Raw genomic sequence first — 16,444 nt, 5'->3', positions numbered from 1 at the left:
ATGCGCCCGGCGCTCGGCCGGCCCACACCGACCAAGGACTAGAGAACTCACGTGGCACGGGATTACTACGGACTGCTCGGCGTCGGCAAGAATGCCACCGACCAGGAGCTCAAGCGCGCTTACCGCAAACTGGCCCGCGAACTGCACCCCGACGTGAACCCGGACGAGGGCGCGCAGGCCCGCTTCAAGGAAGTCTCCACCGCCTACGAGGTGCTGACCGACCCCGAGAAGCGCCGGATCGTCGACCTCGGCGGTGACCCGCTCGAAAACGGCGGCGGCGGAGCAGGATTCAACGGTGCCGGCTTCGGCGGTCTCGGCGACGTCTTCGAAGCCTTCTTCGGCGGGATGAGCGGCCAGGGCGGTGGCCAGCGCAAGCCGCGTGGCCGCGTGCAGCCCGGCGCCGACTCGCTGATCCGCACCAGGCTGAGCCTGGCCGAATGCGCGGTCGGCGTCACCAAGCATCTGACCGTCGACACCGCGATCCTGTGCGATGTCTGCGTGGGCTCCGGCACCAACGGCAACTCCAAGCCGATCCGCTGTGAGACCTGCGACGGCGCGGGCGAGGTGCAGTCGGTGCAGCGCTCGTTCCTCGGCCAGGTGCTCACCTCGCGTCCCTGCCCCACCTGCCGTGGCGCGGGCGAGACCATCCCCGACCCCTGCAACAAGTGCGGTGGCGACGGCCGAGTGCGCGCTCGTCGCGAGATCGCCGCGCCCATCCCGGCCGGTGTCGCCAGCGGTATGCGGGTTCGCCTGGCCGCTCAGGGCGAGGTCGGCCCCGGTGGCGGCCACGCCGGTGACCTCTACGTCGAGGTCGTCGAGCAGCCCCACGACACCTTCGTCCGCGACGGCGACGACCTGCACTGCACCGTCCGGGTGCCGATGGTCGACGCGATCCTCGGCACCACCGTGGTCGTCGACACCATCCTCGACGGCCCCACCGAGCTCACCATCGCGGCGGGCACCCAGCCCGGCGAGGTCATCCAGCTGCGTGCCCACGGCATGCCGCGCCTGCGTTCGGGCGCGCGTGGCGACCTGCTCGCCCACCTCGACATCGTGGTGCCGAACAAGCTCGACGGCAGGCAGACCGATCTGCTGCGCAAGTTCAAGGGCATGCGGGACAAGGATCGCGCCGAGGTGATGTCGACCCAGTCCGAGCACAACAGCGGCCTGTTCGCCCGGCTGCGCGCGTCGTTCAGCGGACGCTGAGGCCGTGGCCGCGACGGTCTTCTACCTCGACGAGGTGCCCGAACCGGGGGCCGTCGCGGTGCTGGACGGTCCGGAGGGTCGCCACGCGGCGACCGTGCGCCGGATCAAGGTCGGCGAGCTGATCACCCTGTCCGACGGGCACGGTGTGCTCGCCGACTCCGAAGTCGTCGCGGCCCAGAAGGATCGCCTGGAGCTGGCGGTCCGTGACCGCCGCCTGGCCACCCCGCCCACCCCGCAGGTGACCGTGGTGCAGGCCTTGCCCAAGTCCGATCGCTCCGAGCTGGCCGTCGAGTTGATGACCGAGGCGGGCGCGGACCTGATCGTCCCCTGGCAGGCCGCGCGCTGCGTCGCGAACTGGGAGGCCAAGGCCGCCAAGGGAATCGACAAGTGGCGCGCGGCCGCCAAGTCCGCGGCCCGGCAGTCCCGTCGCGCCTACATTCCCGAGATCGCAGGCCTGCACCGCACCCGCGATCTGGTCGAGCTGGTGCGAAAAGCCAAGGCGGACGGTGCGATCGTCGCGGCCCTGCACGAATCCGGCGCGGGAAAATTCACCGAACTGCCACTGGCAGAGGCGAGTGAAGTGGTGCTGATCGTCGGCCCGGAGGGCGGTCTCGACGACACCGAGCTGTCGGCATTGGCCGAGTCGGGCGCGGAGATCGTGCTGCTCGGCCCCACCGTGTTGCGTACCTCGACCGCGGCCGCGGTCGCGCTGGGTGCTCTCGGTGCGTTGACACCGCGCTGGTAACACCGCGGATCGCGCAAGGAGTGGGCGGTACCGGAACGGGGTACCCGCCCGGTGAAGCGATGAACGGCTCGTCCGTCGGCATTTTATCCGCTGTGCGGTGTCGGTGCTCGGCGGTAAACTGGACTCATCGAACACCAGGTCGAGACCGGAAGCAGGCTATAGCCACTTTTGAAGAACACAGGCGAGATCGGCGATCCCACCACTCCCGTAACCGGCGGCAACGGCACAGTGCCCGCGCCGCGCACAGTGCGTTCCAGCATCGAGCTCGCCCCGGAGTCGGTGTTCGGTTTCCTCGGCTCGGCCGACCAGAACCTGCGTCAGCTGGAGAAACTGCTCCCGGCCGATATCCATGTCCGCGGCAACACCGTCACCATCACCGGTAAAGCCGGCGACGTGGCGCTGGCCGAGCGGGTTATCGAGCAGCTCGTGGCGCTGACCGGCCGCAACCGGGTGATCACCCCTGAGGCAGTTCGCCACACCATCTCGATGCTCACCGACGAGGGCGTGTCCGAATCGCCCGCCGAGGTGCTGAGTCTGGACATCCTGTCGCGGCGCGGCAAGATCATCCGCCCCAAGACGCTCAACCAGAAGCGCTATGTCGACGCGATCGATGACAACACCATCGTGTTCGGCATCGGCCCCGCGGGCACCGGCAAGACCTACCTGGCCATGGCCAAGGCGGTGCAGGCCCTGCAGTCCAAGCAGGTCACGCGCATCATCCTGACCAGGCCCGCGGTCGAGGCGGGCGAGCGGCTCGGCTTCCTGCCCGGCACGCTCAATGACAAGATCGACCCGTATCTGCGTCCGCTCTACGACGCGCTGCACGACATGATGGACCCCGAAGCGATTCCCAAGCTGATGGCGTCCGGTGTCATCGAAGTCGCGCCGCTGGCGTACATGCGTGGTCGCAGCCTCAATGATTCGTTCATCATTCTCGACGAGGCACAGAACACCACGGCCGAGCAGATGAAGATGTTCCTCACCCGCCTCGGCTTCGGTTCGCGGATGGTGGTCACCGGTGACATCTCGCAGGTCGACCTGCCCAACGGGCAGCGCTCGGGTCTGCGGGCGGCGGCGGAGATCCTCACCGATATCGACGACATCCACTTCTCGGAGCTCACCAGCGCCGACGTGGTGCGCCACCGGCTGGTCTCCGACATCGTCGACGCCTACGACCGCTTCGAATCCGAGACGCGCGCGGTCCCCGGCCCGCACTACCCGGGCAATCGGGCCCAGCGCCGGGCAGCGGGCCGCACCGACCGTCGCTAACCGGCGGAACCGGGGCGGGACACGATCGAGCTGGCCCGATGCCGCTCCCGGCGGCGTCGGGTCGGCACCGTACCCTGAACGGGTGAGCATCGAGATCGCCAACGAATCGGGTATGGACGTTCCCGAAGAAGACCTGGTCAGCGTCGCGCGTTTCGTGATCGCTCGGATGGACGTCCATCCGGCCGCCGAGCTGTCGATGGTGCTCGTCGATCTCGACACCATGGCCGACCTGCACGTGCGCTGGATGGACCTGCCCGGTCCCACCGACGTGATGTCGTTCCCGATGGACGAGCTCGAGCCCGGCGGTCGTCCCGACAGCCCCGAGCCCGGCCCGTCCATGCTCGGCGACATCGTGCTGTGCCCGGAGTTCGCGATGGGTCAGGCCCAGAAGGCCGACCATTCGCTCGACCACGAGCTGGCCCTGCTCACCGTGCACGGCGTGCTCCACCTGCTCGGCTACGACCATGCCGAGCCGGAGGAGGAGAAGGAGATGTTCGCGCTGCAGGCCCAACTGCTCGAGGAGTGGTACGTGAGCCTGCGTGAGGAACAGCGCCGTGCGGAGCTGGCCGAGCGTGACGACCGACTACTCGGCAAGGCAGGTTTCACCGCACCCGGCGAAGGCCCCGCGTGACAGTACTGACCCTGATTTCGCTGGCGATCGTATTGATCGGCATCGGCGGGGTGTTCGCGGGCGTCGACTCGGCGCTGAACACGGTGTCGCGGGCCAGGCTCGACGACATGGTCCGCGAGGAGCGCTCCGGTGCCGCCCGGCTGCGCACGATTGTCGACGACCGTCCGCGCTATGTGAATCTCGTTGTCCTGCTGCGTATTCTGTGCGAGATCACCGCCACCGTGCTGCTGGCCGCGGCGACCTTGGAACTGTGGAACGAGAGCACGGCACTGCTGGTCACCGCCACGTTGATGGTGGTGGTTTCCTACGTCGTGATCGGCGTCGGCCCGCGTACGCTCGGCCGCCAGCACGCCTACTCGATCGCCTTGGCCGCCGCCGTGCCGTTGCAGATCATCGGCGCGGTGCTCAGCCCGGTCAGTCGGCTGCTGATTCTGCTCGGCAACGCGATCACCCCGGGTAAGGGATTTCGCAACGGCCCCTTCGCTTCCGAGATCGAGCTGCGCGAGGTGGTCGACATGGCCCGCGAGCGCGGCGTGGTGGCCGACGACGAACGCCGGATGATCCAGTCGGTCTTCGAACTCGGCGACACTCCAGCTCGCGCGGTGATGGTGCCGCGCACCGAGATGGTGTGGATCGAGGACGACAAGACCGCCGCCCAGGCGATGTCGCTGGCCGTGCGCTCCGGCCACTCCCGGATCCCGGTGATCGGTGAGAACGTCGACGACGTGCGCGGCGTGGTCTATCTGAAAGACCTGGTGCCCTATGCCGATCGCGCCCGCAAGGTATCGGTGCGCGACGTCATGCGGCCCGCGATCTTCGTCCCCGATTCCAAGCCGCTCGACGCACTCCTCGACGAGATGCAGCGGCGGCGCAATCACATGGCGCTGCTGGTCGACGAGTACGGCGGCATCGCGGGGCTGGTAACCATCGAGGACGTGCTGGAAGAGATCGTCGGCGAGATCAACGACGAATACGACACCGACGAGACTCCGCCCGTGGAGGACCTCGGTGACGGCCGCTACCGCATCTCGTCGCGGCTGTCGGTGGAGGACCTGGGGGAGCTGTACGGCCTCGACATCGAGGACGACGACGTCGACACCGTCGGCGGGCTGCTCGCGCACGAGCTGGGCCGCGTCCCGCTGCCCGGCTCCAAGGTGACCGTCTACGGGCTGGTGCTGCGCGGCGAGGGTGGCGCCGACGCGCGCGGGCGCATGCGCGTCAACACCGTGCTGGTGCGCCGGGTGGCCGACAAAGCGGACAAAGCGGAAAAGAAGACCGACAAGCCCCGCAAGGGCGCGACCGACGAGGCAACCGCCGACACCGACCAGGTGCGCGTGCCCGACGACAACGGAGAAAACCATGAGTGAACTGGACGCCGAGGACAACAAGCTGCTGGTGCTGGCGCGTGGCGCGCTTGGCCGCACCGGCGGCGCGAGCGGCGCCGCGGTGCGCGACACCGACGGGCGCACCTACGCCGCGGGCGAGGTAGCGCTGACCGCCCTGCGCCTGACCGCGTTGCAGGCCGCTGTGGCCGCCGCGATCTCGAGTGGCGCGGAGGGGTTCGAAGCGGCGTTCGTCGTCGCTGGTGACGCCGACGACGCGGGTATCGACGCGGTCCGTGAGGTCTCGCCTTCGGCCTCGATCGTCCGCACCGACCGCGCCGGCGCCGTGCTGAGCGAGGTGCACGGTGGCTGACTCCGGCAAGGAATTCCATTCCGGCTTCGTCTGTTTCGTCGGCCGCCCGAACACCGGCAAGTCGACGCTGACCAACGCGCTGGTCGGCACCAAGATCGCGATCACCTCCTCGCGCCCGCAGACCACCCGCCACACCATCCGCGGCATCGTGCACCGTGAGGACGCCCAGCTGATCCTGGTCGACACCCCCGGTCTGCACCGCCCGCGCACCCTGCTCGGCCAGCGCCTCAACGACCTGGTCCGCGACACTTATTCCGAGGTCGACCTGATCGCGCTGTGCATCCCGGCCGACGAGAAGATCGGCCCCGGTGACCGCTGGATCGTCGAGCAGATCAAGATGATGGCGCCCAAGACCAAGATCCTCGGCGTGGTCACCAAGATCGACAAGGTGGGCCGCGACGAGATCGCCCATCAGCTGATGGCCCTGGTGAAGCTGCTCGGCCCCGAGTCCGAGGTCATTCCGGTCTCGGCGGTGAAGGGCGAACAGGTCGAGGTGCTCGTCGACCTGATCGCCTCGCAGTTGCCCGAGGGCCCGGCGTTCTACCCCGACGGTGAGATCACCGACGAGCCGGAGGAAACCCTCATGGCCGAGCTGATCCGCGAGGCCGCGCTCGAGGGCGTGCGCGACGAACTGCCGCACTCGCTGGCCGTGGTCATCGAAGACATCGAGCCCTACGCGGCGAACGAGGACATGCTCGAAGTGCATGCCCTGCTGTATGTCGAGCGGCCCAGCCAGAAGGCGATCATCATCGGCAAGAACGGCGCCCGCCTCAAAGAGGTCGGCACCAATGCCCGCAAACAGATCGAGCACATTCTCGGTACTCGCATCTACCTGAACCTGCACGTGAAGGTCGCCAAGGATTGGCAGCGTGACCCGAAACAGCTGGGGAAGCTGGGCTTTTGACCGTTTGAGTGTCGGCGGTACGGGGTATCGTTCGGCGAACACGCCGGTTCGTTCGGCGTGCTTCGCTGATCGTCCGGGGAGGCCGTGGAAGTGCCCGATGCCAATGATGTCGGCAAGCTGCTGGAGTTGCTGCGGGCGCTCGAGATTCCCGATACCCGCCCGCGCGTGCTGCGCACACTGGTACACGGACGGCATGCGCTGCCTCGCCCGATCATCGAGGTCGTCGGCGTCACCGGGCATACGGCGTTGGTCGGTGAAATCTACAGTTGGCTCAGTGAATCCGGTGGCAGACGGGCGACCCCGCGCGTCAAGATCGACCTGCACGCCCCCGACCTGCCGCGTACCCAGCTCACCCCCGACCTCAACGCGATCGATGCGGGCCCGCACGCCACTGATCAGGAGATCCCGGGCCACTGCCTGCCGATCGTCCAGCATCTGGTGGCCGGTTTCGCCGCCGACGACACCGCGATGGGTGCGATCAAGTTCCCGCGCTACCGCACCGCCGACTGGCTGACCCGCCAGCGGGTGACCTCCGACGAATCCGAGGCGCCCGACGAATTGCGCCGCAGGCTGCCCAAACTACTGCGCAGCGGTTCGCCGACGAGCCGCTCCGACACCGCCGAAGGTGTTGCGGGCGACACGATTTCACGGGTGGTCTTCGGTGTGCTCGCCCTGTGGCCGGTGCTGCGGTTGTGGCTGTGGGTGTCCGGGCGCATTCCCGGTATGTCGAAGGTGACGCGGTGGTTCCTGCACCAGCGCTACCTGGCGCCTGAATTATCGGGCAGTTTCCTGGGTTTCGCGTCCCGGCTCACCGCTTCGCACCGGGTCGACGAGAACGAGGAGCAGGTCGCCAAGCTCCTCGTGCACGCGTTTCTCGAGGACCTGCGCGATGCCTACCGACGGCGCATCTGGCGCCCGTCGAGCTGGCGGCGCACCGCGTACCCGGTGGCGTTGCTCGGCGGTCTCGCCGAAGGCAGCGACGGTGCGCGTATCCTGACCTGGATCAACGAAATCCGCAACGAGACAGGGCTTTTCGATCCGCTGGTGGTCGTGGCGTTGCGGGACGAGGGGCCGAGCCGCGAGGTCGGCGAGCTCTCGCACATCAGTGATCTGCGCCCGCTGCGCACCCTGGAAAGTCTCGCCGACACGCCGTCCCCACAACCGCCCGATCCGCTGCAGGAGTGGGTGCGCGAGATCGACAACCGGCGCACTCATCGCCAGGCCGACGCGTGGTTCCTGCCGTTGCGCGCGATCCTGCCGCCCGACACCACACCGCGTGTGAGCGACGCCCGATTCCGTGGTCTCGCACTGCCGCCCGCGCCGCCGCTCGCCGCGCGCAGCTGGTTCGTCGGTCTGTGCGTGCTGATCCCGATCGTGATCGCCGCGGCCGCGACACTGGTCTATTTTCCACCGTTACGCGGTGCGCAGTGTTCGCATTGGCCGTGGACCAACGGTGTCTCGGTGAGTCTGCGCGGCGGTGAATGCGTCGGCTACAGCGACAACCCCCGGCAGACCTTCGCCGACGACCCCGAGTTGTCGGCGATGCAGCGAGAGGTGTTCCGGCTCAACGTCGCCGCGTCCGACGCGCGCGAGCAATCCGAACCGCCCCTTGGTCTCGCTGGTGTACTTCGCCGGCCTCAGCTACGTCGACACCAATGTGCGCTATCCGCACGCCCAGGTGGAGGAACTCGCGGGTCTGGCTGTGCAGCAGCGTCGCGCGTTACTGGCCTCCGACGAATCGGAACCGTTGCTGCGCATCATCATCGCCAACGGCGGCTCCGATATGCGCCATGCCGGGTGGGTGGTCGACAATCCGCTGCGCGAGCTCGTGGCCGATGACCCCAGCGTGCTCGGCGTCGTCGGGATCGATCGCAGCAACGACGAAACCCGCAGAGCCATAACTCGTCTCGGCGAGCTGGGTGTGCCCGCGGTAGCCACCACGCTGTCCGCGGATGGTCTCGAAGAGGCGTCTCCGCTGTATTTCCAAGCGGCACCGAGCAATAGGGTGCAGGCCCGCCTCGTCGCCGACTATGTGCAGGGTGCTCGCGATCTCAACGGCGCGCCCCGCTACGACAAGGTGGCGATCTATCACCCCGAGGCCGCCGGTGACCTGTACGTGACCACCTTGGTCGAGGACGTGCAGAAAGAACTCACCGAACGCGGGGTGGCGCAGGAGAGTATGAGCTGGCGCGAACAACAGCAGCTCTACCGTTTTCCCGCGCCGTGCGAAACCGCCGGCTTCGGCCGCCGCACCCTGCTGTTCTTCGCGGGCCGCAACGACGACTTCCCGACTTTCGCCAAATCGGTGAGTCGCGGCTGCCTCAGCGGCGCGGGCCCGGCGATCCTCGGCAACGACGCGGTGACCAGGCTGATCACCGATCCGAAAGCCACCGCCGCGCTTCCCGCCAACCTCACCGTGCGCTACGTGTCCAAGGCGTCGCCGGTCATGCTCGGCGGGGCCGACTGTGTCAGCGGCATCGGCAAACTCGGTGGCCAGCCGGTGCCGTTCGAACACGAGCAGCTGTGTACCGAACTGGCCGGGTTGATCGAAGACCTCCGTGGCTACGCCGGGCTCACCGACTACCGGCCCACCTGGGCCGGCGACCGCACCGGTCTGGCTTTCGACGTGAGCGGCCTTTTCGTCCAGGCTGTGCGCAACAGCCGTGGCGTCCTCGCCGACCTCCCGCCGAACCGAACCGCCATCGCGGTCCAGCTGCGCGAGTCCGACTATCGCGGCGTCACCGGCACGCTCGGCTTCTCGACCAGCCGCGTCGCCGACGGCTCGTCGATCGCGGTCCTGGTCACCGCCGCGGTCGGCGGATCGGGCCCGCAGCGCTGCCTGATGATGTTTCCTCGGCAGACCGGCCAGGACGGTTGTCCGTCGGGCACGAAGAGCGATCTCGAAGGATGGATCGAACCGGCGCGTTAGAGCACCCGGTGAATCACCACCACCGCACGGGACGGTTGCGGTCCCAGTGCAGTTCTGATTCCAACTGGGCCGCAAGGGAAATCAGCAGCGGTTCGCTGTCTGCGCTGCCCATCAATTGCGCGCCGATCGGCAGCCCGGATTCGGTGAAGCCCGCAGGCACGTTCACGCTCGGCCAGCCGAGTACGTTCCACGGCCACGTATACGGGCACGCGGCGGTGATCAGGCTGTTGGTCGCGCCGACGCCGATGCCATCGATCTGTTCCACCTGCGGGGGAGGGGTAGCGGTGGTCGGCGCCAGCACGAGGTCGTAGTCGTCGAAGAACGAACCGATTCGCTTGTGCAGCAGCGGTTCCGCGAGTCGCGCCGCGGCGAGTGCGGGCCCGCTGAGTACTCGGCCGATGCGCGCATTGGCCGTGGTCCTCGGGTCGACAACGGCTCCGGGCATATCCCGGTGCACGCGGCTGATCCCCGCCAGCGAGCGCGGCAGGAAGGACGCGCCGATCATCAACCCGTAGTGCAGGTCCGTCACGGTGACGGTATGGCCGAGCGTGCGCAGAGTGCCCGCCAGTGCGTGCACGGCCGCCGCGATCTGCAGATCGAGCGCGGTCTTGGTCGCGGTGTACGGAATGCTCAGGGAGAGAGCAATTCTGAGCCTGCCGGGATCGCGCCCGACCGCTGCGCTCGCATCGATCGGCGCGGGCCTGTGTCGGTCGCCGTCGTGCGGTCCGGCGGCGATGTCGAGCAGCATCGCCGCGTCACGCACGGTGCGCGCGAGCGGGCCGTTGACGGTGAGCCCGTTGAACGCCTCCGCCAACGGCCAGGTGGAGATGCGCCCACGCTGCGGCTTGATCCCGACCAGGTTCGTCCACGAGGCCGGGATGCGCACCGACCCCGCACCATCGGAACCCAGTGCCGCCGGGACCAATCCGGCCGCGACCGCCGCCGCCGACCCGCCCGATGACCCACCCGGCGTGCGCGTGCGATCCCACGGGTTACGGGTGTATCCGAACGCGTCACCACTGGTGAAGGGCAACTGTCCCAGCTCGCAGGTATTGGCCTTGCCGACGATCACCGCACCCGCCGCGCGCAATCGGCGCACCGATTCGGCGTCGGCGGTCTTCGGCGCGAATTCCCCACCGCACCCGAACGCGGTGACCTCGCCGCTGATATCGGTGTCGTCCTTGACCGCGATCGGCACACCGAGCAGCGGCAGCCGCACACCCGCCGCCACGCGCGCGTCCGCCTCGGCAGCCTCCCGGAGCGCGGCTTCGCGACGCACGACCCGGAACGCGTTGAGCGTCGGCTGCGACGCCTCGATCCGCTCGAGCGCGTCGGCGACGGCCGCAACCGAGGAGACGCTGCCCTCGGCGATGGCCGCGGACAGGTCGGTGAGACCGAGGTCGGCCGAGGAATTCGGCGCGATGTGGTCGGGCGCGGACATGTGAGCTCCATCTCTGCAGGTACTTGGCTCGACGGTAACCCGAAGCTGGTCACCCGTCCACATCCCCTAGGGTGGGTATAGACATACATACGGGATGTATGTAACAGTGGAGGAGTCCAGCATTCGACCAGGGGAGGACCCATGGGAATCAGCTCAGCACTCGGCCCGGCGCACGAGATCGCCCTGTCGTGCGGCCGTATCCGCTATCACGACACCGGCACCGGATCGCCGGTCGTCTTCGTCCACGGACTGCTCGTCAACGCCGATATCTGGCGCGGGGTAGTACCCGGCCTCGTCGCCGCCGGACACCGCTGCCTCGCACCCGACTGGCCGCTCGGATCCCACACGATCCCGTTGCCCGACGCCGACCTGAGCCCCACCGCCATCGCGGACCTGATCGCCGAGTTCCTCGACGCACTCGACCTCACCGATGTCACCGTCGTCGCCAACGACACCGGCGGCGCGCTCACCCAGATCCTGATGACCCGCCGACCGGAACGGATCGGTCGCGTCGTGCTGGCCGCCGTCGACTGCTACGAAATGTTCCCGCCGCAGCCTTTCCGTAGCTTGCTGAAGGTGGCGAAGATTCCCGGCGTGATCCGCCCGCTGCTGGCGCCGATGCGCTTCGAATTCGTGCAGCGACTGCCGCTCGGATTCGGGATGGTCACCAAACGTGGACTGCCGCAAGAGATTGCGCAGTCCTATTTGGGGCCCACCCGTCGCAACGCCGCTATTCGCGACGACCTGCGCCGCTTCGCCGCCGGTGTCGACAATCGATGCACCGTGGCCGCCGCCGAACACTTCGGCACGGTCGATGTCCCGGTGCTGGTGGTCTGGTCGACCGAGGACAAACTGTTCCCGATGGCGCTGGCCGAACGGCTGGTCGCCGATCTACCGCGGGCGAGCCTGCGCACCATCGACAATTCCTACACTTTCGTCTCCGAGGACCGGCCGGAGTTGCTCACCGAACTGATCGTGGAGTTCACTCGGCTGCATGCAGCGCCGTAGTCAGGAGGATCGTTCCCGCACTACCCGAGCCGCGCTCGAGCAGGCAGGCCGCAGCCTGTTCGCCGAGCGCGGCTTCGCCGGTACGTCGGCCGAGCAGTTGGTTGCCGCCGCCGGCGTCACCCGCGGTGCCCTGCACCACCACTACGGCGACAAGCGCGGACTGTTCCTCGCCGTCCTCGAACAGGTCGAGACCGAGGCCACCGAGGAGATCGCGAGCGCCGTGGCCGCTGTCGACCGCGCCGACATCATCGGCGGCATGACCGCTGGTCTGGCGCGGTTCCTCGACATCTGCGCCCGCCCGGAAATGCTGCGCATCGTGTTGATGGACGCCCCGACCGTGCTCGGCTGGCCCGCCTTCCGCGAATTCGAAGCGCGCCACGGACTCGGCCTCATCACCGCCGAACTGCAACGCGCCACCGACGCGGGCCTGATCCCGGTCGCCCCGGTCCCGGTACTCGCGCAACTACTGCTCAGCGCCATCACCGAAGCCTCGCTCATCGTCGCCCACGCCGATGACCCCGACCGCGCCCGCATCGAAACCCAGCAATCGCTGCTGCTGCTCATCGCCGGCCTGCTCCGATCCTGATCCGTGTCCGTGACCGCGGTGTCGGGCCCGCGTGCAAGACTGGCCACGTGCGGTTGTATCGGGATGAGGCGGTAGTGGTTCGCCAGCACAAGCTGGGCGAGGCCGATCGCATCGTCACGCTCCTGACCAGGCAACACGGTCTCGTCAGGGCGGTGGCGAAGGGGGTGCGGCGCACCAAGTCGAAGTTCGGGGCGCGGCTCGAGCCGTTCTCCTACATCGACGTGCAGTTGCACCCGGGTCGCACACTCGACATCGTCACCCAGGTCATCACCGTCGAGGCGTTCGCCGCCGACATCATCGACGACTACGGCCGCTACACCACCGCGTGCGCGATCCTCGAAACCGCCGAACGTCTCGCGGGCGAAGAACGCGCACCCGCCCCGAAGCTGCACGTACTCACCGCGGGCGCCCTGCGCGCCATCGCCGCCAAGCAGCGCCCGCACGAACTGATCCTCGACGCATACCTGTTGCGCGCCATGGGCTTTGCCGGTTGGGCGCCCGCGCTCGACGAATGCGCCCGCTGCGCGACCCCCGGCCCGCACCGCGCCTTCCACGTGGCAGCGGGCGGCGCGGTCTGCGTGCACTGTCGCCCGCCGGGCGCGAGCACGCCCCTCACCGGGGTGCTCGATCTGCTCGTCGCCCTGTTGAAGGGGGAGTGGGCCTATGTCGACAGCGTCCCCGACAATGTCCGCCGCCAGGCCAGCGGTCTGGTCGCCGCCCACCTGCAGTGGCATCTGGAACGTCAGCTGCGCACGCTGCCGCTGATCGAGCGATCCCGCATCGAATCCCCGTCCACGGACCGGTCCGACGCCGCTGTCGTCGGCCGGGTCGGCTGACCGGTCGACGTGCCGCCGCGCTCCCCAATCCGGAGCCCGTGCAGCCCGCACCCGGCGATCAGGCAGGATGGATGCCGTGATCCTGCGTCGTGACTCTTCTCCCGCGAGCAAGCCGGACGGCGGCACCCGCACCGTGCGCCCGCCGTCCCAGCATCCCTCCGGCGCGCGCCCGCCCGCGATCCCGCCGGAGCTCGTGCCCAACCACGTCGCGCTGGTGATGGACGGCAACGGCCGCTGGGCCCAGGAACGTGGTCTGCCGCGCACCGCCGGACACGAACGCGGCGAGGCCGTGCTCATGGACTCCGTCGAAGGCTGCATCGAGATCGGCGTCAAGTGGCTGTCCGCCTACGCCTTCTCCACCGAGAACTGGCGGCGCAGTCCCGACGAGGTGCGCTTCCTGATGGGCTTCAACCGCGACGTGATCCGCCGCCGCCGTGACGAGATGCACGAGATGGGTGTGCGCGTGCGCTGGGCCGGTCGCCGACCTCGCCTGTGGCGCAGCGTGATCAAGGAACTCGAGGTGGCCGAAGAGCTCACGAAGGACAACGACGTGATGACGCTGACCATGTGCGTCAACTACGGTGGCCGTGCCGAAATCGCCGACGCCGCAAGGGAAATCGCGCGCCGGGTGGCCGCGGGCGAGATCGACCCGGAGAAGGTCGACGAGACCACCGTCGCGAAATATCTCGACGAACCCGATATGCCCGACGTCGACCTGTTCCTTCGCCCCTCCGGTGAGTTCCGCAGCTCGAACTTCCTGATCTGGCAGGCCGCCTACGCCGAATTCGTCTACCAGGACACGCTTTTCCCCGACTTCGACCGGCGTAACCTGTGGGACGCGTGCCTGGAATACGCCAAGCGCGATCGTCGCTTCGGTGGCGCCAAATGAGCGACAGTCAAGACGGAGCCGACATGGATGCGCTACTCACCCCGGAACTCGACCTGCAGGCGCGGGCCGGTGCCTGCTTGCAGATGCAGGACATCGAAGTCCGCGTCGACGCCGACAGGTCGCTGGGTTTCGAATACGACGGCGCACTGTGCTCGATCCGCGCCGTCACCCTCGCCCCCGGCCTCACCGTGCTGTCCCTGACCAGCGTCCTGGCCTGGGATCGTCCGCTCAAGGCGGCCCTGCACAAACGCGTCGCCGAACGCAACAACGAGATCCAGTTCGGCTCGGTCACGCTGATCGCCCGTGGCCAACTGGGCGATGTCATCCTGCGCTACACCTTCCCCGCCGAAGGCCTGGACGACGGGGCACTCACCACCATGCTGCTGCTCGCGCTGTCCGGTGCGAGCCGAGCCCGACAGGGGTTGCTCGCGCCCTAGTCCGTGACACCTGTCATGGGCGAAGGGTGACAGTCGGCTCAGGTTTCGCGGCCCGGTTCGCGCGAATCTTGAACCATGCCTTCACCACGAACGACCCGCGCGGCCATCGATCTGCGTGACCTGCGCAAATCCTTTCCCGGAACCACGGATCCGGTCCGTGCCGTCGACGGTCTCGACCTGACCGTCGCGCCGGGGGAGATCGTCGCCTTCCTCGGCCCCAACGGCGCGGGTAAGTCGACCACGATCGACCTGCTCCTCGGCCTGGCCACCCCCGACTCCGGCACAGTCACGGTCTTCGGCGAAGCACCAGAGGATGCCGTGCAGGCCGGTCGGGTGGCCGCGGTGCTGCAGTCGGGCGGGCTGCTGCCTGACCTCACCGTCGGCGAAACCGTCCGCCTGGTCGCCGCCCTGCACGCCCGGCCGCGGCCGGTGCCGGAGGTTCTCGAGCGAGCAGGCATCGCCGATATCGCCGACCGCCTCGTCGGCAAGTGCTCGGGCGGCCAGCAGCAGCGGTTGCGGTTCGCACTGGCACTGCTGCCCGACCCGGACCTGATCGTGCTGGACGAACCCACCACCGGCATGGACGTGTCGGGCAGGCGCGATTTCTGGGCGGCCATGCGCGAGGACGCCGGGAGCGGCCGCACCGTGCTGTTCGCCACCCACTATCTCGACGAAGCCGACGCCTATGCCGACCGGATCGTGCTGATACGTGCCGGTCGCATCGTCGCCGACGGCAGCGCCGCCCAGATCAAGAACCTGGCCGTCGGCCGCACCGTGACGGCCACCCTGCCCGGCGCCGACCCGGCTCACCTGTCGGCGCTACCCGGTGTCGAGCACGTGGAGCTGCGCGGCGATCGAATCCTGGTGCAGGCCAGACACTCCGATGACATCGCCCGTTTCCTGCTCACCCACACCGCGGCCCACGACATCGAAATCACCACCCACAACCTGGAATCGGCGTTCCTCGCGCTGACCTCCGCACCCGAAGGCGAGCGCTGACATGATCGAGACAACCCGCACCGCGACGAAACCGATGAGCACACCTCGCCTCGGCGGCTTCAGCCCGGCCTTTCTCTCACTCGAACTCCGTCGCATGCTCCGCAACCGGCGCACCCTGATCTTCACCCTGATCATGCCGCCGGTCTTCTTCGTGATCTTCGGTCTGCAGGGCGGAAATCGGGACGAATCCTTCGGTTCGGGCAACATCACCGGCTACGTCATGGTGTCGATGGCGCTCTACGGCGCCTTGCTCGCGACCACCAGCGGCGGCGCGATGGTGGCGGTCGAACGTGCCCACGGCTGGACCCGCCAGCTACGGCTGACGCCGCTGCGGCCGGTGGCCTACGTGGCCACGAAGGTCGCGGTCGCGATGTCGCTGGGGCTGGTGGCGGTGGTGACGGTGTTCGTCGTCGGCGCGTTCTCCGGTGCCGTTCTGACGCCGGTGGCGTGGGTGGCCTGCTTCCTGCTCGCCTGGGTCTGCTCGCTGGTGTTCGCGGCCTTCGGTCTGCTCATGGGCTATCTGTTGCCCTCGGAGAACGTCATGCAACTGCTCGGCCCCGGACTGGCGATGCTGTCGTTCGCGGGTGGGCTGTTCTTCCCGATCCACGGGTGGTTCGCCACTGTGTCGAAGGTGCTGCCGACCAACGGGGTCGCCACGCTGGTGCGCACTCCGTTCGGTGGCACCGGTGCGGGCACCATCGCGCTGGCCGTGGTGAATGTCGTCGCGTGGACCGCGGTGTTCGTCGTGGGCGCGGCCGCTCTGTTCCGCCGGGACACCGCCCGTTGAACGAACGATCACGCGGGCCGATTCGTGGGTACCGTCGGTACTCGCCGGGTCGGCCCGCGTATCTGCGCAAGTGCTGTGAGAA

17 protein-coding genes are annotated in these 16,444 nt (G+C 68.3%); 16 read left to right on the top strand and 1 reads right to left on the bottom strand.

Annotated elements, in window-relative coordinates:
• Positions 1-51: 51 nt before the first annotated feature.
• From dnaJ to NS1_RS41840, 9 genes are all read left to right on the top strand, one after another.
• On the top strand, positions 52-1,206 hold the full coding sequence (dnaJ, locus tag NS1_RS24970; protein WP_056821388.1) for a molecular chaperone DnaJ: 1,155 nt from the start codon (positions 52-54) through the stop codon (positions 1,204-1,206).
• Between the two features lie 4 nt (positions 1,207-1,210).
• Complete coding sequence (locus NS1_RS24965) at positions 1,211-1,951, top strand: 16S rRNA (uracil(1498)-N(3))-methyltransferase (RefSeq protein WP_062988247.1); 741 nt, start codon at positions 1,211-1,213, stop codon at positions 1,949-1,951.
• A gap of 186 nt (positions 1,952-2,137) precedes the next feature.
• Positions 2,138-3,220: a PhoH family protein gene (locus NS1_RS24960; protein WP_062988318.1), complete on the top strand. Its 1,083-nt coding sequence runs from the start codon at positions 2,138-2,140 to the stop codon at positions 3,218-3,220.
• A gap of 82 nt (positions 3,221-3,302) precedes the next feature.
• A complete protein-coding gene (gene ybeY / locus NS1_RS24955; RefSeq protein ID WP_056821384.1) occupies positions 3,303-3,851 on the top strand; it encodes an rRNA maturation RNase YbeY in 549 nt (182 codons plus the stop codon).
• Entirely contained in the window at positions 3,848-5,218 is a 1,371-nt protein-coding gene (locus NS1_RS24950) for a hemolysin family protein (protein ID WP_062988245.1), read from the top strand. The genes ybeY and NS1_RS24950 overlap by 4 nt, the downstream gene beginning before the upstream one ends.
• The gene (locus NS1_RS24945; protein WP_062988243.1) at positions 5,211-5,546 is read left to right on the top strand and encodes a cytidine deaminase-like protein; all 336 of its coding nucleotides are present in this window, start codon (positions 5,211-5,213) and stop codon (positions 5,544-5,546) included. Before NS1_RS24950 ends, NS1_RS24945 begins: the two co-directional genes overlap by 8 nt.
• Entirely contained in the window at positions 5,539-6,450 is a 912-nt protein-coding gene (gene era, locus NS1_RS24940) for a GTPase Era (protein ID WP_056821377.1), read from the top strand. The genes NS1_RS24945 and era overlap by 8 nt, the downstream gene beginning before the upstream one ends.
• A gap of 84 nt (positions 6,451-6,534) precedes the next feature.
• Positions 6,535-8,289, top strand: a complete 1,755-nt coding sequence (locus tag NS1_RS41845) for a hypothetical protein (protein ID WP_255284680.1) — start codon at positions 6,535-6,537, stop codon at positions 8,287-8,289.
• Positions 8,198-9,379 (top strand): type 1 periplasmic-binding domain-containing protein, encoded by a 1,182-nt coding sequence (locus NS1_RS41840; protein ID WP_255284679.1) that lies wholly within the window; start codon positions 8,198-8,200, stop codon positions 9,377-9,379. Before NS1_RS41845 ends, NS1_RS41840 begins: the two co-directional genes overlap by 92 nt.
• 13 nt (positions 9,380-9,392) lie before the next feature.
• Here the strand turns inward: NS1_RS41840 and NS1_RS24930 are convergent, their stop codons facing one another.
• On the bottom strand, positions 9,393-10,820 hold the full coding sequence (locus NS1_RS24930) for an amidase (RefSeq protein ID WP_062988241.1): 1,428 nt from the start codon (positions 10,818-10,820) through the stop codon (positions 9,393-9,395).
• A gap of 141 nt (positions 10,821-10,961) precedes the next feature.
• Between NS1_RS24930 and NS1_RS24925 the strand changes: the two genes are divergently transcribed.
• The 7 genes from NS1_RS24925 to NS1_RS24895 all read left to right on the top strand — a co-directional run bounded on the left by NS1_RS24925 (position 10,962) and on the right by NS1_RS24895 (position 16,362).
• A complete protein-coding gene (locus tag NS1_RS24925) occupies positions 10,962-11,828 on the top strand; it encodes an alpha/beta fold hydrolase (protein ID WP_062988239.1) in 867 nt (288 codons plus the stop codon).
• Complete coding sequence (locus tag NS1_RS24920) at positions 11,815-12,414, top strand: TetR/AcrR family transcriptional regulator (RefSeq protein ID WP_062988238.1); 600 nt, start codon at positions 11,815-11,817, stop codon at positions 12,412-12,414. Before NS1_RS24925 ends, NS1_RS24920 begins: the two co-directional genes overlap by 14 nt.
• A gap of 47 nt (positions 12,415-12,461) precedes the next feature.
• Positions 12,462-13,250 carry a DNA repair protein RecO gene (recO, locus tag NS1_RS24915; protein WP_062988236.1) on the top strand — a complete coding sequence of 263 codons (789 nt, stop codon included), beginning with the start codon at positions 12,462-12,464 and terminating at the stop codon, positions 13,248-13,250.
• A 67-nt stretch (positions 13,251-13,317) separates the two neighbouring features.
• On the top strand, positions 13,318-14,139 hold the full coding sequence (locus NS1_RS24910) for an isoprenyl transferase (protein ID WP_174562675.1): 822 nt from the start codon (positions 13,318-13,320) through the stop codon (positions 14,137-14,139).
• Between the two features lie 83 nt (positions 14,140-14,222).
• The gene (locus NS1_RS24905; RefSeq protein WP_235569852.1) at positions 14,223-14,576 is read left to right on the top strand and encodes a YbjN domain-containing protein; all 354 of its coding nucleotides are present in this window, start codon (positions 14,223-14,225) and stop codon (positions 14,574-14,576) included.
• A gap of 75 nt (positions 14,577-14,651) precedes the next feature.
• Positions 14,652-15,575: an ABC transporter ATP-binding protein gene (locus NS1_RS24900; protein WP_062988233.1), complete on the top strand. Its 924-nt coding sequence runs from the start codon at positions 14,652-14,654 to the stop codon at positions 15,573-15,575.
• Position 15,576: 1 nt separating this feature from the next.
• On the top strand, positions 15,577-16,362 hold the full coding sequence (locus NS1_RS24895; RefSeq protein WP_062988231.1) for an ABC transporter permease: 786 nt from the start codon (positions 15,577-15,579) through the stop codon (positions 16,360-16,362).
• Positions 16,363-16,444: the final 82 nt, after the last annotated feature.

The sequence above is a fragment of the Nocardia salmonicida NBRC 13393 genome (assembly GCF_001613085.1).
GTDB classification, from domain to species: Bacteria; Actinomycetota; Actinomycetes; order Mycobacteriales; family Mycobacteriaceae; genus Nocardia; species Nocardia salmonicida.
Note: the sequence above shows the minus strand (reverse complement) of the source record. Positions and strands in the feature narration are given on the sequence as shown.